The sequence below is a fragment of the Mesorhizobium sp. M1D.F.Ca.ET.043.01.1.1 genome (assembly GCF_003952385.1).
Lineage (GTDB): Bacteria > Pseudomonadota > Alphaproteobacteria > Rhizobiales > Rhizobiaceae > Mesorhizobium.
Map to the genome: position 1 here is coordinate 3,547,823 of NZ_CP034444.1, position 17,539 is coordinate 3,565,361.

The following is a 17,539-nucleotide window of genomic DNA, read 5'->3' on the forward strand; positions in this document are numbered from 1 at the left end:
CCTGTCCGTTCTTTTCTCTTCTTGAGGTCTGTTCGTCCGGTCTGCTTATTCGCCCAACCTGCCTACTCACCGAGCGCGTCGTCGAGCAGCGCGGCGAGCTGGCTGAGATGCTTCGACATCAACCCGGTCGCCGGCGAGGCAGAAGCCGGCCGGCCGGTGTAGCGCACCCGCTGATGCTTGGCGTCGATATGCGCCAGCACCCATTCCAGATACGGATCGATGAACGACCAGGCGCCCATGTTCTTGGGCTCCTCCTGGCACCACACCATCTCGGCGTTGCGGAAGCGCGACAGCTCGGTGATCAGCGCCTTGGCCGGGAACGGATAGAGCTGCTCTACGCGCAGCAGGTAGATGTCGTTGATGCCGCGCTTCTCGCGCTCCTCGTAGAGGTCGTAATAGACCTTGCCCGAGCACAGCACGACACGGCGGACCTTGGAATCCTTCACCAGCTTGATCTGCTGGTTGGGCAGCAGCTGCGCGTCGTCCCACAACAGCCGATGGAACGAACTTTCGCCGGCCATTTCCGACAGCGTCGACACCGCCCGCTTGTGGCGCAGCAGCGACTTCGGCGTCATCAGGATCAGCGGCTTGCGGAAGTCGCGCTTCAGCTGACGCCGCAGGATGTGGAAATAGTTAGCCGGCGTGGTGACGTTGGCGACCTGCATGTTGTCCTCGGCGCAGAGCTGCAGGAAGCGCTCCAGGCGGGCCGACGAATGCTCCGGCCCCTGGCCCTCATAGCCATGCGGCAGGAGGCAGACGAGGCCCGACATTCTGAGCCACTTGCGCTCGCCGGACGAGATGAACTGGTCGAACACCACCTGGGCGCCGTTGGCGAAGTCGCCGAACTGCGCTTCCCAGAGCGTCAGCGCCTTGGGCTCGGCCAGGCTGTAGCCATATTCGAAGCCGAGCACCGCCTCTTCCGAGAGCATCGAGTTGATGACCTCGTAGCCGGCCTGCGCCGCCGACAGATTGTTGAGCGGAATGTAGCGGTTTTCGTCGCGCTGGTCGTAGAGCACGGAGTGGCGTTGCGAGAAGGTGCCGCGCTCCGAATCCTGGCCGGAGAGCCGGATCGGGTTGCCGTCGAGCAGGATGGCGCCGAAGGCCAGCGCCTCGGCCGTCGACCAGTCGATGCCTTCGCCGGATTCGATCGCCTGGCGGCGGTTCTCGAGGAAGCGCAGGATCGTCTTGTGCGCCTCGAAATCCTTCGGCACCTCGGTCAGCTTCTTGCCGATTTCCTTGAGCGTGCGGACCGGCACCGCGGTCTTGCCGCGCCGCTGTTCGTCCTGGTTGTCGGCGGTGCGCAGGCCCGACCAGGCGCCGTCCAGCCAGTCGGCCTTGTTCGGCTTGTAGGATTGGCCGACTTCCCACTCCTGCTCCAGATGCGCGCGCCAGTCGGCCCGCATCTTGTCGACCTCGGCCTGGGTGATGTGACCTTCGGCGATCAGCCGGTCGGCATAGACCTGCACCACCGTCTTATGGGTGCGGATGCTGCGATACATGATCGGCTGCGTGAAGGCCGGCTCGTCGCCCTCGTTGTGGCCGAAGCGGCGGTAGCAGAACATGTCCACCACCACCGGCTTGTGGAACTTCATGCGGAACTCGGTCGCGACCTTGGCGGCATGCACCACCGCTTCCGGATCGTCGCCGTTGACGTGGAAGATCGGCGCCTCGATCATCTTGGCCACATCCGACGGATAGGGCGACGAGCGCGAGAAGCGCGGATTGGTGGTGAAGCCGATCTGGTTGTTGATGATGACGTGCAGCGTGCCGGCGACGCGATGCCCGCGCAGGCCGGACAGGCCGAGGATTTCGGCGATAACACCCTGGCCGGCAAAGGCGGCATCGCCGTGCAGCAAGAGCGGCATCACCTTGGCGCGTTCCGAAAGCGGCACGACCTCGCCGCGCTCGCGGCCGGCGAACTGGTCCTGCTTGGCGCGCGCCTTGCCCATCACGACGGGGTCGACGATCTCCAGATGCGAGGGATTGGCGGTCAGCGACAGATGCACCTTGTTGCCGTCGAACTCGCGGTCCGACGAGGCGCCGAGATGGTACTTGACGTCGCCCGAGCCTTCGACCTCGTCTGGCGCGGCCGAGCCGCCCTTGAATTCGTGGAAGATGGCGCGATGCGGCTTGGCCATCACCTGGGAAAGCACGTTGAGGCGGCCGCGATGGGCCATGCCGAGCACGATCTCCTTCAGGCCGAGCTGGCCGCCGCGCTTGAGGATCTGCTCCAGCGCCGGTATCAGCGACTCGCCGCCGTCGAGGCCGAAGCGCTTGGTACCCTTGTACTTGACGTCGATATACTGCTCGAAGCCCTCGGCCTCGACCAGCTTCGACAGGATCGCCTTCTTGCCGGTAGCGGTGAAGGTGATCTCCTTGTCGGCGCCCTCGATGCGCGCCTGGATCCACGCCTTCTCCTCGGGGTCGGAGATGTGCATGAACTCGACACCGAGCGTCGAGCAATAGGTGCGGGTGAGGATGTCCAGCATCTGCCGGATGGTGCCGAACTCGAGCCCCAGCACATTGTCGAGGAAGATCGGCCGGTCGTAGTCGGCCGGGGTGAAACCGTAATTTTCCGGCGACAGCTCGTTATAGTCCTCGAGCGGGTTAGCGATGCCGAGCGGATCGAGATTGGCATGCAAATGGCCGCGCATGCGGTAGGCGCGGATCATCATGATGGCGCGCACGGAATCGCGCGTCGCCTGGTGCACGTCGGCGTCGGAAAGCGCGGCGCCGTTGACGACCGCCTTTTCCTTCACCTTCTTTTCGATGTGCTTCTCGATGAGGCCCCAATTGCCGTCGAGCGCCGACACCAGCTCGCCATTGGCCTGCATCGGCCAGGAAGGCTTCGCCCACGAGGCGCCCTTGGCGTTCTTGCGGACGTCCCCGGCATCGTCCTTCAGCGCCGCGAAGAAATCCTGCCATTCCGGATCGACGGAGGCCGGATCGTCCTCATAGGCGGCATAGAGCGCGTCGATATAGTCGGCATTGCCGCCATAGAGGAACGAGGTGAGCGAGAATTGGTCGTTGCTTTGATCTTGTCGTGCCATGTCGTTCCGCGGGGCCTTGGCTCCGTCTCCTTCTTGGAGCGAATAGTGAGTAGCGAATAGCGAGTAGGGAATTCCCCGGTCGCCGTCGTACTCTGTTTTCCCTATTCGCTATTCACTATTCGCTACTCACTTAACCCTTGATCGCCTCGACGAGCGTCGTGCCGAGCCTTGCCGGCGACGGCGAAACCTTGATGCCCGCTGATTCCATCGCCGCGATCTTGTCTTCCGCACCGCCCTTGCCGCCGGAGATCACCGCGCCCGCATGGCCCATGGTGCGGCCGGCCGGCGCCGTGCGCCCGGCGATGAAGCCCGCCATCGGTTTCCTGCGGCCGCGCTTGGCCTCGTCCTTCAGGAACTGCGCGGCGTCTTCCTCGGCCGAGCCGCCGATCTCGCCGATCATGATGATCGACTTGGTCTCGTCGTCGGCGAGGAACATCTCGAGCACGTCGATGAATTCGGTGCCCTTGACCGGGTCGCCGCCGATGCCGACCGCGGTGGTCTGGCCGAGGCCGACATTGGTGGTCTGGAAGACCGCCTCATAGGTAAGCGTTCCCGAGCGGGAAACAACGCCGACCGAGCCCTTGCGGAAGATGTTGCCGGGCATGATGCCGATCTTGCATTCGTCAGGCGTGAGCACGCCAGGGCAGTTCGGACCGATCAGCCGCGAGGTAGAGCGGTCGAGCCACGCCTTGACCCTGACCATGTCCATCACCGGGATACCCTCGGTGATGCAGACGATCAGCGGGATCTCGGCCTCGATCGCCTCGATGATCGCTTCGCCCGCGCCCGCCGGCGGCACATAGATGACGGAAGCGTTGGCGCCGGTCTTTTCCTTGCCCTCGGCGACGGTGGCGAAGATCGGCAGGCTCTCGCCCTTGGAGCCGGTCCAGGTCTCGCCGCCCTTCTTCGGATGGATGCCGCCCACCATCCTGGTGCCGTGATAGGCCAGCGCCTGCTCGGTATGGAACGTGCCGGTCTTGCCGGTCAGGCCCTGAACCAGCACCTTGGTGTTCTTGTCGACGAGAATGGACATGGGTGGGAACGCCTCTGACTTCAGCGATTACAGGAAAGGATTGACGGCCCGGACCGAGCCATAGACCTGGTTGTGGTTGAGATCTTCGGTGTAGAAAACCGGCGCGCCGAGATACGCCGCCGCCGCAAGCAGCGCGGCGTCGTAGTAGTGAATTCCGTAGCGCCGCGCGAGGTCCAAACCCGCACGGACATAAGTTTCGTCGACAGGTGCCAGCGGGCAGGTTCCGAGGAACACCAGCCATTGGTCGAGCAGATCATCCCCGACAAGGGACTTCCCACGCGCCACGGCGACGAATTCAGCCAAGATCTGCCCAGACACGCCAAAGACGGTCCGCGAGATAAGCTCTTCGGCGATTGGCGCGCGGCGCGGATCACGATTTTTCTCCGAAGCCGCGTAGATCAGGACGTTCGTGTCGAGAAAGCAATCGATCTTCCCGGTCGGCATAGGCGTCCCTTCGATCCCATTTGTAGGGAGTGTCGGCGCTGTCGCTTCGTTTCGCCGCCTCGTCCATGAGCCGCTTCATTCCGGCCTTGGCCCAGGCAATCCTGTCTTCCTGCTCGACCTCATGCTCAAGCAGCGCACGGATAAGGGCGTTGAGCGTCGTCTTGCGACGCCCGGCAAGACCACGCGCCCTTTCGAGCAGGCCTTCGTCCACAGCCAGGGTGACGTTCTTCATCGGTCATCTCCACATAAATACACAGGGTATATATGTGTGATTATGTGTAGTTCTTCAACCGCCTTGCCCGCGATCTCCATCGGTTCAGCCTTCCCCGGAAGGCGAGACGCGCCGGTAGAGGCCGCTCACCATGTCTTGCCAGGCATCGCTGCCGGCGGGCTTGAATTGAAGCTTCATGCGGTAGATATCGGCGCCTTCAAAAACATAGGTCACGCGCGCGGCGCCGCGCGGGGACGACCGTTCGAGCACAAGCTCGTTGCCGCTCCAGGCGCCTGTGGCCGGCGCCGCCGGCACAAACCCCATCGAATCGAACTGATGCATGGTGACGACGCCGTTCTGCTGGTCGAAGCCGAACACATTGTGCGCGCCGAACGAGATCGTGCCGTCACGGCGCTGGCGATAGCGCTGCACCACGAACAGGCCGCCGAACTCGGGCTGCGCCTGCACTTCCGAAGTCGCCGTGCCGGCATCGGCCCATTGCGTGGCCGACACCTCCTCCTCGCCGCGCCACGCGCCGACCAGCGCCTGCAGGCGCTGGTGGTCGGCCGAAAGCGAAGAGAAGGCGTTCATGGTCAGAGCCGCTTCAGATCGATGACGGTGAGGTCGCTCTTGGCGTTGCCGGTGTTGAGCGTCGTCGCCGGCTCGAACATCAGCACCACCGGCTCCTTGGTCAGCGAGCGCGGCCGGTGCTCGACGCCGCGCGGCACGACGATGAAATCGCCCTCGCCGAGCTCGACCGGCCCGTCGCGGAAATCGATGGCGATGCGGCCACGCAGCACCAGGAAGGCTTCATCCTCGTTGTCATGCGCGTGCCAGTCGAAGATCTCGCCGAACTTGGCGACCTTGGCCTGGCTGTCATTGACGTCGCCGGCGACATGCGGATCGAAGACCCTGGCGATCTTCGCATCCGCCGCCTCGACCAGGTTTATCTTGCGCGGAGGCATTGCTTCATTCCTCTTTCATCTGGCGTCCGCAAGGCGCTGGTCGCCAATCTCAACGTTCAAATAATGCTCTGGTGCAAGACCAAGAACATTCTCCTTGCCGTACATCCAACCTCTCATCTTCATTGAAGGCTTGAACGGACTTTTCCCGCTTCCAACGACAACGTACCACTCACGCCCAACCTCGTCTGATGCCTGGTACAGCCAGAAATGCCGCCCATCTTCCGTTTGCTCGGCGACGGCGCCGCGCACTTCGTAGTGCATCGGCTTCTCATCCAACATCCAATGATTGTGGCACCACCAAAGATACTGTTCGATTTCATCGATCGAATAGGGACACACGACCGACTGATCGAGGCTCTGAACTTCTTCCTCCCAATGGACTGGGAAGCTACTCAACTCAGCCTCCTCCTCAGCCCTTTACCGCCTTGACGATCTTCTTGGCAGCGTCGTCGAGGTCGTCGGCCGACACGACGTTCAGGCCGCTGTCGTTGATGATCTTCTTGCCGAGCTCGGCGTTGGTGCCTTCCAGCCGCACCACCAGCGGCACCTTCAAGCCGACTTCCTTGACCGCGGCGATCACGCCCTCGGCGATCACATCGCACTTCATGATGCCGCCGAAGATGTTGATCAGGATGCCTTCGACCGCCGGGTCCTTGGTGATGATCTTGAACGCCGCCGTCACCTTCTCCTTCGAAGCGCCGCCGCCGACGTCGAGGAAGTTGGCCGGCTCGGCGCCATAGAGCTTGATGATGTCCATCGTCGCCATGGCAAGGCCGGCGCCGTTGACCATGCAGCCGATATTGCCGTCGAGCGCGACATAGGCGAGGTCGTATTTCGACGCCTCGATCTCCTTCTCGTCCTCCTCGGTGGTGTCGCGCAGCTCCATCACGTCCGGATGGCGGAACAGCGCGTTGTTGTCGAACGACACCTTGGCGTCGAGCACGCGCAGGTGGCCGTTCTTCATGACGATCAGCGGGTTGACCTCGAGCAGGCTCATGTCCTTCTCGACGAAGGCCTTGTAGAGGAGCGGGAACAGCGTGCCGCCGTCCTTGGCCGCGTCGCCGTCGAGCTTCAGCGCGGCGTTCAGCTTGTCGACGTCATCCGCCGTCACGCCCTTTTCCGGATCGATGGCGACGGTGAGGATCTTTTCCGGCGTGTCATGCGCGACCGCCTCGATGTCCATGCCGCCCTCCGTCGAGACGACGAAGGCGATGCGGCCGACCGAGCGGTCGACCAGGATCGACAGATAGAGCTCGCGCTCGATGTCGGCGCCGTCCTCGATATAGAGACGGTTGACCTGCTTGCCGGCCGGTCCGGTCTGCTTGGTGACCAGCGTGTGGCCGAGCATTTCGTTGGCGTTGGCCACCACTTCGGCCGCCGACTTCGCCAGCCTGACGCCGCCCTTGGCGTCGGGGCCGAGTTCCTTGAACTTGCCCTTGCCGCGGCCGCCGGCATGGATCTGGCTCTTCACCACGTAGAGCGGGCCGGGCAGCGCCTTGGCGGCGGCCTCCGCCTCGCTTGCCTTGAACACCGGAACGCCGCTTGCGACCGGCGCGCCGAAGGACTTCAGCAGCGCCTTGGCCTGATATTCATGAATGTTCATGCGCTTGGTCTCCGGAGAGGAACGATTACTTGCCGGCGAGATTACTTGCCTGCGAGATGTGGGGCGATCTTGGTGCAGGCCTCGGTCAGGCCCTGAACGGCGGCCACCGAATTGTCGAACATCTTCTGCTCGGCCTTGGCGAGGTCGATCTCGATGACGCGCTCGACGCCGCCGGCGCCGATCACCACGGGAACGCCGACATAGGTTCCCTTGACGCCATACTGGCCGGAGAGATGCGCGGCGCAGGGCAGCACGCGCTTCTTGTCCTTCAGGTAGGATTCGGCCATCGCGATCGCCGAAGCCGCCGGCGCGTAATAGGCCGAGCCGGTCTTCAGGAGGCCGACGATCTCGGCGCCGCCGTCGCGGGTGCGCTGCACGATCTGGTCGAGCTTCTCCTTCGAGGTCCAGCCCATCTTGACGAGATCGGGCAGCGGGATGCCCGACACCGTCGAATAGCGGATCATCGGCACCATCGAATCGCCGTGGCCGCCGAGCACGAAGGCGGTGACGTCCTCGACCGAGACCTTGAACTCTTCGGCCAGGAAGTAGCGGAAGCGGGCGCTGTCAAGCACGCCGGCCATGCCGACGACATGGCTGGTCGGCAGGCCCGAGAACTTCTGCAGCGCCCACACCATGGCGTCGAGCGGGTTGGTGATGCAGATGACGAAAGCTTTCGGCGCGTATTTCTTCAGGCCCGCGCCGACCTGCTCCATGACCTTCAGATTGATGCCGAGAAGATCGTCGCGGCTCATGCCGGGCTTGCGCGGCACGCCGGCGGTGACGATGCAGACATCCGCGCCCTCGATGCCGGCATAGTCGTTGACGCCGGTCAGCCTGGCGTCGAACCCGTCGACCGGCGAGGACTGGGCGATGTCGAGACCCTTGCCCTGCGGGATGCCCTCGGCGATATCGAACAGCACCACGTCGCCGAGATCCTTGAGGCCGATCATATGGGCGAGCGTGCCGCCGATCATGCCCGAGCCGATGAGCGCTATCTTGTTGCGTGCCATGTCAGGATGTTTTCCCTTTGTCTGTGACGGTGCCGTGACGGGGCCGGGGAGGCCGAAAGGATGCGGGAACCCGCGAGATTTCGCCGCACCCAATAGCTCCGGCGTGGAAGAAATTCAAACGATTATTTTGAGCCTAGTGTTTTCAATCGGTTAGATGCATTGGGACTTACGTAAACGTCAAAACTTGTGAGCCGACTGAGGAGAATTTACACAATGAACGTCGAAATCAGAAGGCTTCATCCCGGCGATGACGCCCTTGTGATGCAGGTGGCCGAAGAAGTGTTCGACGAGCCGGTCCGGCCCGATCGCCTCGCCGCCTATCTCGCCTCGCCCGGCCATTTCATGATCGTGGCGATAGTCGACCAAATTGTGGTCGGGCAGTGCGCCGCCGTCATCCACCGCCATCCGGACAAGGTGAGCGAGCTCTATATCGACGAGGTTGGCGTCGCGCCCGCCTTCCAGCGCCAGGGCATAGCGCGCAAGATGCTGGACGCCATGTTCGCGCTCGGCCGCGAGCATGGCTGCGAGGAAGCATGGGTGGGGACGGAGCCCGACAATGGGCCGGCGCGGGCGCTTTATGAATCGCGGAACGAGCCGCATGGACCGGCGGAGGATTTCATGATGTATGTGTACGGGCTTCGAGATTAGCCGAAAAACCCTCCGCTTCGTCATTCTAGGGCGGCTGGCGGAGCCGTCCCTCCAGTCGTCATTCTAGGGCGGAGCAAGGAGCGAAGCGACGCGCGCAGACCCTAGAATCCATTCCGTGACATAGAAGCGATGCCACGAGGCAGAACGATCTAACAGAGAGGCGTCGGCAAGACTCCACTCTGAACCGCTGCATTCTATGTCCTAAGTCACGGAATGGATTCTAGGGTCTGCGCGACGCTTTGCGTCGCTCCGCCCTAGAATGACGAAGGTCACGACAGCTTTAGGCCCCCACCTACCCCTGCGCCTGCCGCGCCTCTGCCGGCGCCTCACGCTCGCGCCGTTCCGCCCAGCCTTCCAGCCAGTCACGGCTCTGCATCTCGACCAGCCGCGAGGCCGTTCGCTCGAATTCGAACACCTCCGTGCCGCGCCTGGCGGTGTAGAGCCCTTCGGGCTGCGCCGCTGCGCTCATCACCAGCCGCATGCGGTGGTCGTAGAGCGTGTCGACCAAGAGGATGAAGCGCTTGGCCTCGTTGCGCTTGCCTTCGCCGAGCACCGGCACATGGTCGATGAAGATGGTCGAGAAGCGGCCGGCGATCGCCAGGTAGTCGCGCGCGCCGAGCGGCTTTTCGCAAAGATCGGCGAAGGAGAAACGCGCGGCTTCGCCGGCGGCGCGGGGCACGACGAGCTGGCGCCCTTTAAGCGTCAGCGTCACCGCTTCCTCCGGCCTGCCATGCGTCATCGTCTTCCAGGCCTCGTCGAGCGCCCGGTCGGCCGCCGCGTCGGCCGGCGTCACATAGACCGGCAGGCGGTTGAGCTTTTCCTGCCGATAGTCCTTTTCGGCATCGAGCGTCAGTACCTCGGCATTGCGTTCGAGCAGGCCGATGAAGGGCAGGAAGAGCTGGCGGTTCAGCCCGTCGCGGTAAAGGTCCCCCGGCGCGACATTGGAGGTGGCGACCAGCACGACGCCGTTGGCAAACAGCGCCGAAAACAGCCGCGACAGGATCATCGCATCGGCGATATCGGTGACCGAAAATTCATCGAAGCACAGCACCCAGGCTTGCTCGGCCAGCGCGCGCGCCACCGGCGGGATCGGATCGTCTTCCTTGACGTCGCCGTTCTTACGCGCCGCCCGGTGCTTCTGGATGCGGTCCTGCACGTCGGCCATGAAGTCGTTGAAATGGACGCGGCGCTTGCGCCGGACCGGCAGCAGCTCGAAGAAAACGTCCATCAGCATGGTCTTGCCGCGCCCGACACCGCCATGGATGTAGAGGCCCTTGACTGCCTCGTGCGGCTTTTTGCTGCGCGCGAACAGCCAGCCCAGCGCGCTCGATTTCTGCGCCAGCCTTTTTGCCGAGATTTCGTCGGTCAGCCGGTCGAGCGCGGCGACGACGCGCTCCTGCGCCGGATCGCGTTCGACCACGCCGGTTTCGACAAGATGGTCGTAACGCTGCCTGACGGTCACATGGGTCTGGAGGCCGTCACGCAGATGCATAAGTCACGTCGTTTGCTCTGAGCAGAATGCTCTAGAAAGAGTTAGGGTGTGTTGAGATTCAGGTCAGGCCGAGCCGAGAATGGCGGCTTTCGAGAACCGGAGCGGAGCGTACCTGAAGTACGTGAGCACCGGAAGCGGAGAAAGCCGCCGTTTCGCAGGCCGGCATCACCTGAATATCAGCATACCCTAGCCTTACCTTGTAAACGATATCGGCTGCCCACTGGAAGTCTGGCCGTCGAACTTTTCGCCGCCGGAGGAATAGAGTCTGGCCAGGGCGCCGCCGTTTTCGTCGTAAAGCGTCAGCTGCTTGCCGGCGACGTTCCACGACTTGATGCCGTCGATCGGGGCCGGGCAATGCAGCGGCCCGGCGCGGTAGCCGGCGCCGAACTTGGTCTGCGGCGTCGCCACCTTGCAGCCCTGACCGCCGACGCTGACGTTCCAGACACCGGCGACGCTGGCCGCGGTCAGGTCCGTGGCGCCAGCGGGCGCGGTGCCGTCCGGCGGCAGCGAGGCGACCTGGCTGTTCTTCGGCGCATTCGGGAATTGCGACGGGTCGGTGGTGCCCGGAGCGGCCGGCGGCGGCAGCTGGTTCTGCGTCACCGTGCCGGACGGCGCCGGCGTGAGCGGCGCCGGCTGCTGGTCATCCATCGACGAGAAGCGCGAGGTCGAGCAGCCGCTCGCAACGAGCGCGGCCAGCGATACGGCCAAAAGGCCAGTCCTATAAAAAGTCATTCCAACCTCCGTCGGATCCGGTGGGGGGCGCCGTCCGCGTAAAATACCTGCTTCACCAAGATGGCGAAGGTGGCAGAATTTCAACCCGATATGGTTAAAATAGGGTTTTCGGGGCCGCTGTTGCAAATTTATCGCAACCGCCATCGTCACCCGGTCCGGACCGCGAACGTGGGTCCTAACGTGTTGAAATCTCAGGCCTGCAGCCGCGCGCTGGGCACGAAGACATAGCCGTCCGGACCGACAATATAGCATTCGCGCAAGCCATGCGGCTTGTCGATCGAGCCCGCCAGCACGATGTGGCCGAGCGCTGCCGCCTTTTTCTCGGCCGCATCCGGATCGGCGCCATAGAGACGCAGCTCGATGCCGGCGCCGCGCATTTCGGCACCCGTGGTCACGCCGGTCATGGGATTGTCGAGATAGGAGTGGTCGGCATGCAGCATGAAGATCGAGCCCAGCAGCTCGATCGCCGCGAAATCCTCGTCGGCATAGATGATGCGCGCGCCAAGCACGTCGCTGCAGAAAGCCTCCATCGCCGCCATGTCAGTGACCAAAAGGTTGACGCCCAGCCCATGCGGCAGCGAGCGGCCGAAATCCTCGGCCTTCATCCACGGTGTCCTGGTCCGCTTCATCGCCACGATGATGTCCCTCCGCAGGGCTGATCCCAGAGCATGATCCGGAAAAGTTGCAGACTTTTCGGAGAAGAATCATGCTTCAAAAACAAGAAGCCTAGTCGAAGCCGGACTTCGGCCCTTGGCATTCGCCGGCGAAACGCTTGCGCCAGGCTCCGGCGCCCTTATTTCAGGACAAGGGATAGCGAATAGGCGGAGAACGATGGTCGCAAGAAAAGCAGCAGCCAACCGCTATTACAGCGGCCCGCCCAGCGACCATTTCGACGGCACCCTGTTTTTCAATCCCGACGGCAAGCCGCCCGGGCGCTTCGCCGATCTTCTCAAATGGCAATTGAGCGGCGGGCGTTCGAAATGGCCGCCGGCCTCGCCGAGCCCCTATCCGCAGGCGAAGCCCGAGCAACGGATCGAAGGCGCGGCGCTTCGGGTCACGATGGTCGGCCATGCCTCGCTGCTTATCCAGACCGCCGGGCTGAACATCCTGACAGATCCGGTCTGGTCCGGGCGCGCCTCGCCCTTCGCGTTCGCCGGGCCGAAGCGGGTCAATGTGCCGGGCATCGGCTTCTCCGACCTGCCGCCGATCGACCTGGTGCTGGTCAGCCACAATCACTACGACCATCTCGACCTCGCGACGCTCGAGCGGCTGAAGCAAAGCCACGACCCGCGAGTGCTCACGCCGCTCGGCAACGACGCCATCATCGGCGCCGCCGTGCCCGGCATGCGAGTGTCGGCGCATGACTGGGGCGACAGGATCGAGTTCGGCAACGGCGCGGTCATCCATATCGAGCCGACGCATCACTGGTCGGCGCGCGCCGCGCGCGACCGCCGCATGGCGCTGTGGGCGGGGTTCGTCATCGAAGCGCCAGGCGGCAAGCTCTATTTCGCCGGCGACACCGGCTTCCATGGCGGCGCCAACTACCGGCTGATGGCGGAAAAGCATGGCGGCTTTCGGCTGGCCATCCTGCCGATCGGCGCCTACGAGCCGCGCTGGTTCATGGCGCCGCAGCATCAGAACCCGGAGGAAGCGGTGCAGGGCATGAGACTGTGCAACGCCGCCCATGCCGCCGGCTGCCACTGGGGCACGTTTCAGCTGACCGACGAGCCGATCGAGGAGCCGGCGCAAAAGCTCGCGGAGGCATTGGCGGCAGAGCGCATGTCGCATGAGCGATTTCGCGCCATGCGCCCGGGCGAAGTGTGGGATGTGCCGTCCGCCTAGCCCGCTCGGGCGACGGAACCGGAAGCACATGGCCGCGTTGCTTCCTTGACACAATTCGGCAGGGAGCCGTCTCTCATGATCAAGTGGATCATCATCCTTCTGATTGTCGCGGCCGCCGCGAGCCTGCTCGGCATGCCGGCGCTGGCCGGCACCGCCGCCCTGGGCGCGCGCATCCTGATCGGCATCGTGCTGATCCTGTTCCTGCTGCTCCTGCTCGGCGTCTTCGCGGTAACCTAGGCACGACCACTTGGTCGTCGCCGGCGCGGCGTCTTCGCCGCAGCCAGGTCCGCGCCTTCGCCGTGGCCAGGCCCGCGCCGGACTGGTAATTCCCGCCCGTTTCCGCCATATAGCGCCAAACGGTACACGGAAATGACGGGATCGATGGCAGGCACCGCCCCCTTCGCCAAGATGAACGGCATCGGCAACGAGATCATCGTCGCCGATATGCGCGGTCGTGCCGACAAGGTGACGGCGGCTGCCGCGATCGCGCTCAATGCCGACGCGGCGACCAAGTTCGACCAGATCATGGCGATCCATGATGCGAGGACGGCGGGCACCGCCTACTATGTCGACATCCTGAATTCCGACGGCTCAGGTGCGCAGGCCTGCGGCAACGGCATGCGCTGCGTGGTGCAGGCCTTGGCCGCCGAGACCGGCCAGAAGGTCTTCACCTTCGAGACCCGTGCCGGCATCCTCAACGCAAAGGAACATGCCGACGGCACGATCTCGGTCGACATGGGCAAGCCGCGCTTCGGCTGGCAGGAGATCCCGCTCGCGGAGGAGTTCCGCGACACGCGCATGATCGAATTGCAGATCGGCCCGATCGACGCGCCGGTGCTGCATTCGCCCTCCGTCGTGTCGATGGGCAATCCGCACGCCATCTTCTGGGTCGACCGCGACGTCTGGTCCTATGAGCTCGACCGTTTCGGCCCGCTGCTCGAGAACCACCCGATCTTCCCCGAGCGGGCCAACATCACCATTGCCCAGGTGACGTCGCCGCAGACGATGATCATCCGCACCTGGGAACGCGGCGCCGGCCTCACCAAGGCCTGTGGCTCGGCCGCATGCGCCGCCGTGGTGGCCGCGGCCCGCACCAAGCGCACCGGCCGCAGCGTGTCGCTGCTCACGCCGGGCGGCGGCGAGCTCAATGTCGAATGGCGCGACGACGACCACGTCATCCTGACCGGCGCCGCCGAATGGGAGTTTTCCGGCAGCTTCGATCCCTCGACCGGCGCCTGGGCCCGCGATACCGAAAGCGCCGCCTGATGTCCGCTCTGCAAAAAGGTCCGGTTTCTGCGGACCCCATCTCTAAAGGAATCGACGTCGTCACGTTCGGCTGCCGCCTCAACACCTATGAATCCGAGGTGATGCGCCGCGAGGCCGAGAACGCCGGCCTCGGCGCGCTGGAGGGCGGCGCCGTCATCTTCAACACCTGCGCCGTCACCGCAGAGGCCGTGCGCCAGGCCAAGCAGGCGATCCGCAAGGCGCGCCGCGAGAACCCTGAAGCGCGCATCATCGTCACCGGTTGCGCGGCACAGACCGAACCGCAGAATTTCGTCGCCATGGACGAGGTCGATCTCGTGCTCGGCAATGAGGAGAAGGTCAAGGCGAACTCCTACCGCGCGCTGCCCGATTTCGGCGTCAACGACACCGAGAAGGCGCGCGTCAACGACATTTTTTCGGTGCGCGAGACCGCAGGCCACATGGTCGACGCCATCGAAGGCCGGGCGCGCGCCTTCGTGCAGGTGCAGAACGGCTGCGACCACCGCTGCACCTTCTGCATCATCCCCTACGGCCGCGGCAATTCGCGCTCGGTGCCGATGGGCGCCGTGGTCGAGCAGATCAAGCGCCTTGCCGGCAACGGCTATGCCGAGATTGTTCTCACCGGCGTCGACATGACCGGTTGGGGCGCCGACCTGCCCGGCAGCCCGAAGCTCGGCAAACTCGTAAAGACGATCCTGCGCCAGGTGCCGGAGGTGAAGCGTCTCAGGCTCTCCTCGATCGATTCCATCGAGGCCGACGAAGATCTGCTCGATGCTATCGCCACCGAGCCCAGGCTGATGCCGCATCTGCATCTGTCGCTGCAGTCGGGGGACGACATGATCCTGAAGCGCATGAAGCGCCGGCATTTGCGCGATCAGTCGATCCGCTTCTGCGAGGACGTGCGCAAGCTGCGCCCCGGCATCGTGTTCGGTGCCGACATCATCGCCGGCTTCCCGACCGAGACCGAGGCGATGTTCGAAAATTCGGAAAAGATAGTCGAGGAATGCGGGCTGACGCATCTGCACGTCTTCCCGTTCAGCCCGCGCGAGGGCACGCCCGCCGCGCGCATGCCGCAAGTCCGCCGCGAGGTGGTCAAGCAGCGCGCCGCCAGGCTGCGCGCCGCAGGCGAGGCGGCCTACCGCCGTCATCTCATGTCCCTTGGCGGCACGCGCCAGTCGATCCTGGTCGAGCGCGACGGGCTCGGCCGCACCGAAGGTTTCACGCTTGCCGCGATCGCCATTGGACAGCCGGGCGAGATCGTCGATGCTGTCGTCACCGGCCATGACGGCGCCCGTCTGATCGCGGCACCGCTCGCCGCCCAAGCCGCCTGAGACTGCGAGACGCATGGCTGGTTTCTTCAAGAAGGTATTTTCGTTCGGCAGGAAAGAGGTCGTCGAGGAGCGCGTCGACGAGACTGCGCCGCTGCCGCCGATCAAATGGGACGCGCTGGAGGCGCTGAAGCCGGAGGCGCAGCCGGCGCCCCACCCTCCCCTCGATGGGGAGGGTCGCCACGAAGTGGCGGGGCGGGGTGACGGCGCCGACGCTGGTGCCGATCGCCCCCACGCCCGAACTGCGCTCGGGACCTCTCCCATCGAGGGGGAGGTAGAGGCCGCGCCTCAACCGGCTCCCGAGGAACCGAAGCCCGAGCCTTCACCGGCTATCCCACAGCCGCCGGAACCGACAATTCCCGCCGAGCCGGAACCGCTGCCGCAGCCCAAGCCGGAAGAAGAACCGCAACCGGCTCCGGAGACACCCGAACCGCCGGCGCCGGAGGTGGTGCCGGTGCCGCCGGCGGAACCCGAACCAGAGCCGGCACCCGAGCCGCAGCCGCAGGAAGTACCGCCGCCCGCCCCGGTCGAGCCGGAGATCGTGCCCTCGCAACCGGAGCCCCAGCCGGAACCCGCGCCGGTCGAGATACCCGCGACGGTGCCGGAAATTCCCGTCGAGGCACCCACGCCCGAGATTCCGCCGGCCGAGGTCATGCCGCCCGTTCGCCAGCCTGCGCCCGTCGAGCCTGAGCCGGTGCGTGCCGAGATCGCTCCGGAGATCGAAGCTGCGCCAACGCCCCACCCTCCCCTCGATGGGGAGGGTCGCCACGAAGTGGCGGGGCGGGGTGCCAGCGCCGACGCTGGCGCCAGTCACCCCCACCCCCGAGCTGCGCTCGGGACCTCCCCCATCGAGGGGGAGGTAGGGCCGGCACCCGTCAGTCAACCTTCGCCAAAGCCCGCGCCGTCCGCCGGCAAAGTAACCGTCGCGAAAAAGGTCGAGCAGAAGGCCGAGCCGCAAAAGGCGCCGGAACCGGCGCCGCGGCGCTCCTGGTTCCAGCGCATGCGGGACGGGCTTGCCCGTTCGTCGCGCGAGCTCACCGGCAACATCGCCGGCGTCTTCACCAAGCGCAAGCTGGACGAGGACACGCTGCAGGATCTGGAAGACGTGCTGATCCGCGCCGATCTCGGCGTCGAGACGGCCTTGCGCGTCACCGATTCGCTCGCCTCCAGCCGCTACGGCAAGGACGTTTCCGACACGGAAGTCCGCGCCGTGATGGCGGCGGAGGTCGAGAAGGTTTTGACGCCGGTCGCCAAACCGCTGGAGGTCGACCTCAGCCACAAGCCGCATGTCATCCTGGTCGTCGGCGTCAACGGCACCGGCAAGACCACGACCATCGGCAAGCTGGCGGCCAAGCTGACCGAAGGCGGGCTCTCGGTGATGCTCGCCGCCGGCGATACGTTCCGCGCGGCCGCAATCGAGCAGCTGAAGATCTGGGGCGAGCGCACCAAGTCGCCGGTCATCGCCTCGAAGCTCGGCGCCGATGCCGCAGGCCTCGCCTATGATGCCTTCGAGAAGGCCAAGGAGGCCGGCTCGGACGTGCTGATCATCGACACGGCCGGGCGCCTGCAGAACAAGGCCGAGCTGATGGCGGAGCTGGAAAAGATCGTGCGCGTGCTGGGCAAGCTCGATCCGGAAGCGCCGCACACCGTGCTGCAGACGGTCGACGCCACCACCGGCCAGAATGCGCTCAGCCAGGTCGAGATCTTCCGCAATGTCGCCGGCGTCAACGGCTTGGTCATGACCAAGCTGGACGGCACGGCGCGCGGCGGTATTCTGGTGGCGATCGCCGCCAAGCACAGGCTGCCGGTCTATTTCATCGGCGTCGGCGAGCAGGTCGACGACCTCGAACCTTTTTCGGCCGGCGAATTCGCCAGGGCGATTGCCGGTGTAGCTTGAACGATCCCAAAAGCGCCGACT

General features: G+C 64.7%; 18 protein-coding genes. 6 read left to right on the plus strand and 12 right to left on the minus strand.

The features are described from left to right. Window positions 1–62: 62 nt before the first annotated feature. The 9 genes from EJ067_RS17330 to mdh form a co-directional block, all read right to left on the minus strand. The gene (locus EJ067_RS17330; protein WP_126086835.1) at window positions 63–3,050 is read right to left on the minus strand and encodes a 2-oxoglutarate dehydrogenase E1 component; all 2,988 of its coding nucleotides are present in this window, start codon (window positions 3,048–3,050) and stop codon (window positions 63–65) included. Window positions 3,051–3,180: 130 nt separating this feature from the next. Next, a complete protein-coding gene (sucD, locus tag EJ067_RS17335) occupies window positions 3,181–4,083 on the minus strand; it encodes a succinate--CoA ligase subunit alpha (RefSeq protein WP_126086836.1) in 903 nt (300 codons plus the stop codon). 27 nt (window positions 4,084–4,110) lie between these two features. After that, on the minus strand, window positions 4,111–4,527 hold the full coding sequence (locus EJ067_RS17340) for a PIN domain-containing protein (RefSeq protein WP_126086837.1): 417 nt from the start codon (window positions 4,525–4,527) through the stop codon (window positions 4,111–4,113). Next, complete coding sequence (locus EJ067_RS17345) at window positions 4,454–4,759, minus strand: hypothetical protein (protein WP_126086838.1); 306 nt, start codon at window positions 4,757–4,759, stop codon at window positions 4,454–4,456. The genes EJ067_RS17340 and EJ067_RS17345 overlap by 74 nt, the downstream gene beginning before the upstream one ends. Window positions 4,760–4,843: 84 nt before the next feature. Next, window positions 4,844–5,329, minus strand: a complete 486-nt coding sequence (locus EJ067_RS17350) for a DUF1579 family protein (protein WP_126086839.1) — start codon at window positions 5,327–5,329, stop codon at window positions 4,844–4,846. A 2-nt stretch (window positions 5,330–5,331) separates the two neighbouring features. Next, window positions 5,332–5,703, minus strand: coding sequence for a cupin domain-containing protein (locus EJ067_RS17355; protein ID WP_126086840.1), 372 nt, complete (start codon window positions 5,701–5,703; stop codon window positions 5,332–5,334). A gap of 15 nt (window positions 5,704–5,718) precedes the next feature. Beyond that, complete coding sequence (locus tag EJ067_RS17360; protein WP_126086841.1) at window positions 5,719–6,099, minus strand: hypothetical protein; 381 nt, start codon at window positions 6,097–6,099, stop codon at window positions 5,719–5,721. 13 nt (window positions 6,100–6,112) lie between these two features. Beyond that, complete coding sequence (gene sucC, locus EJ067_RS17365) at window positions 6,113–7,306, minus strand: ADP-forming succinate--CoA ligase subunit beta (protein WP_126086842.1); 1,194 nt, start codon at window positions 7,304–7,306, stop codon at window positions 6,113–6,115. A 41-nt stretch (window positions 7,307–7,347) separates the two neighbouring features. Beyond that, complete coding sequence (gene mdh, locus EJ067_RS17370; RefSeq protein WP_126086843.1) at window positions 7,348–8,316, minus strand: malate dehydrogenase; 969 nt, start codon at window positions 8,314–8,316, stop codon at window positions 7,348–7,350. Between the two features lie 213 nt (window positions 8,317–8,529). Here mdh and EJ067_RS17375 point away from each other — a divergent pair, with 213 nt between their 5' ends. After that, window positions 8,530–8,964 carry a GNAT family N-acetyltransferase gene (locus EJ067_RS17375; RefSeq protein ID WP_126086844.1) on the plus strand — a complete coding sequence of 145 codons (435 nt, stop codon included), beginning with the start codon at window positions 8,530–8,532 and terminating at the stop codon, window positions 8,962–8,964. A 292-nt stretch (window positions 8,965–9,256) separates the two neighbouring features. Here EJ067_RS17375 and zapE read toward each other — a convergent pair whose 3' ends face one another. The 3 genes from zapE to EJ067_RS17390 form a co-directional block, all read right to left on the minus strand. Next, entirely contained in the window at window positions 9,257–10,456 is a 1,200-nt protein-coding gene (gene zapE / locus EJ067_RS17380; protein WP_126086845.1) for a cell division protein ZapE, read from the minus strand. Between the two features lie 192 nt (window positions 10,457–10,648). Next, complete coding sequence (locus EJ067_RS17385; protein ID WP_126086846.1) at window positions 10,649–11,188, minus strand: protease inhibitor Inh/omp19 family protein; 540 nt, start codon at window positions 11,186–11,188, stop codon at window positions 10,649–10,651. Between the two features lie 191 nt (window positions 11,189–11,379). Then, entirely contained in the window at window positions 11,380–11,817 is a 438-nt protein-coding gene (locus EJ067_RS17390; RefSeq protein ID WP_245468327.1) for a VOC family protein, read from the minus strand. 202 nt (window positions 11,818–12,019) lie between these two features. On the opposite strand from EJ067_RS17390, the gene EJ067_RS17395 reads away from it, so the two are divergent. The 5 genes from EJ067_RS17395 (at window position 12,020) to ftsY (ending at window position 17,518) form a co-directional block, all read left to right on the plus strand. Beyond that, window positions 12,020–13,030: an MBL fold metallo-hydrolase gene (locus EJ067_RS17395; protein WP_126086847.1), complete on the plus strand. Its 1,011-nt coding sequence runs from the start codon at window positions 12,020–12,022 to the stop codon at window positions 13,028–13,030. A gap of 75 nt (window positions 13,031–13,105) precedes the next feature. Beyond that, window positions 13,106–13,267, plus strand: coding sequence for a DUF1328 family protein (locus tag EJ067_RS17400; RefSeq protein WP_126086848.1), 162 nt, complete (start codon window positions 13,106–13,108; stop codon window positions 13,265–13,267). Window positions 13,268–13,411: 144 nt separating this feature from the next. Continuing rightward, window positions 13,412–14,296, plus strand: a complete 885-nt coding sequence (dapF, locus tag EJ067_RS17405; protein ID WP_126086849.1) for a diaminopimelate epimerase — start codon at window positions 13,412–13,414, stop codon at window positions 14,294–14,296. Beyond that, complete coding sequence (mtaB, locus tag EJ067_RS17410) at window positions 14,296–15,624, plus strand: tRNA (N(6)-L-threonylcarbamoyladenosine(37)-C(2))-methylthiotransferase MtaB (RefSeq protein WP_126086850.1); 1,329 nt, start codon at window positions 14,296–14,298, stop codon at window positions 15,622–15,624. Before dapF ends, mtaB begins: the two co-directional genes overlap by 1 nt. 13 nt (window positions 15,625–15,637) lie before the next feature. After that, window positions 15,638–17,518, plus strand: a complete 1,881-nt coding sequence (ftsY, locus tag EJ067_RS17415; protein ID WP_126086851.1) for a signal recognition particle-docking protein FtsY — start codon at window positions 15,638–15,640, stop codon at window positions 17,516–17,518. The last annotated feature ends 21 nt before the right edge of the window (window positions 17,519–17,539 follow it).

Excerpts from the sequence above, each read along its gene's own strand:
- EJ067_RS17350 (WP_126086839.1), bottom strand. The coding sequence starts at position 5,329 with ATGAACGCCTTCTCTTCGCTTTCGGCCGACCACCAGCGCCTGCAGGCG.
- EJ067_RS17330 (WP_126086835.1), bottom strand. The coding sequence starts at position 3,050 with ATGGCACGACAAGATCAAAGCAACGACCAATTCTCGCTCACCTCGTTC.
- ftsY (WP_126086851.1), top strand. The coding sequence starts at position 15,638 with ATGGCTGGTTTCTTCAAGAAGGTATTTTCGTTCGGCAGGAAAGAGGTC.
- EJ067_RS17400 (WP_126086848.1), top strand. The coding sequence starts at position 13,106 with ATGATCAAGTGGATCATCATCCTTCTGATTGTCGCGGCCGCCGCGAGC.
- EJ067_RS17395 (WP_126086847.1), top strand. The coding sequence starts at position 12,020 with ATGGTCGCAAGAAAAGCAGCAGCCAACCGCTATTACAGCGGCCCGCCC.
- EJ067_RS17340 (WP_126086837.1), bottom strand. The coding sequence starts at position 4,527 with ATGCCGACCGGGAAGATCGATTGCTTTCTCGACACGAACGTCCTGATC.
- mtaB (WP_126086850.1), top strand. The coding sequence starts at position 14,296 with ATGTCCGCTCTGCAAAAAGGTCCGGTTTCTGCGGACCCCATCTCTAAA.
- dapF (WP_126086849.1), top strand. The coding sequence starts at position 13,412 with ATGGCAGGCACCGCCCCCTTCGCCAAGATGAACGGCATCGGCAACGAG.
- EJ067_RS17390 (WP_245468327.1), bottom strand. The coding sequence starts at position 11,817 with ATGAAGCGGACCAGGACACCGTGGATGAAGGCCGAGGATTTCGGCCGC.
- mdh (WP_126086843.1), bottom strand. The coding sequence starts at position 8,316 with ATGGCACGCAACAAGATAGCGCTCATCGGCTCGGGCATGATCGGCGGC.
- EJ067_RS17385 (WP_126086846.1), bottom strand. The coding sequence starts at position 11,188 with ATGACTTTTTATAGGACTGGCCTTTTGGCCGTATCGCTGGCCGCGCTC.
- zapE (WP_126086845.1), bottom strand. The coding sequence starts at position 10,456 with ATGCATCTGCGTGACGGCCTCCAGACCCATGTGACCGTCAGGCAGCGT.
- sucC (WP_126086842.1), bottom strand. The coding sequence starts at position 7,306 with ATGAACATTCATGAATATCAGGCCAAGGCGCTGCTGAAGTCCTTCGGC.
- EJ067_RS17355 (WP_126086840.1), bottom strand. The coding sequence starts at position 5,703 with ATGCCTCCGCGCAAGATAAACCTGGTCGAGGCGGCGGATGCGAAGATC.
- EJ067_RS17375 (WP_126086844.1), top strand. The coding sequence starts at position 8,530 with ATGAACGTCGAAATCAGAAGGCTTCATCCCGGCGATGACGCCCTTGTG.
- sucD (WP_126086836.1), bottom strand. The coding sequence starts at position 4,083 with ATGTCCATTCTCGTCGACAAGAACACCAAGGTGCTGGTTCAGGGCCTG.
- EJ067_RS17345 (WP_126086838.1), bottom strand. The coding sequence starts at position 4,759 with ATGAAGAACGTCACCCTGGCTGTGGACGAAGGCCTGCTCGAAAGGGCG.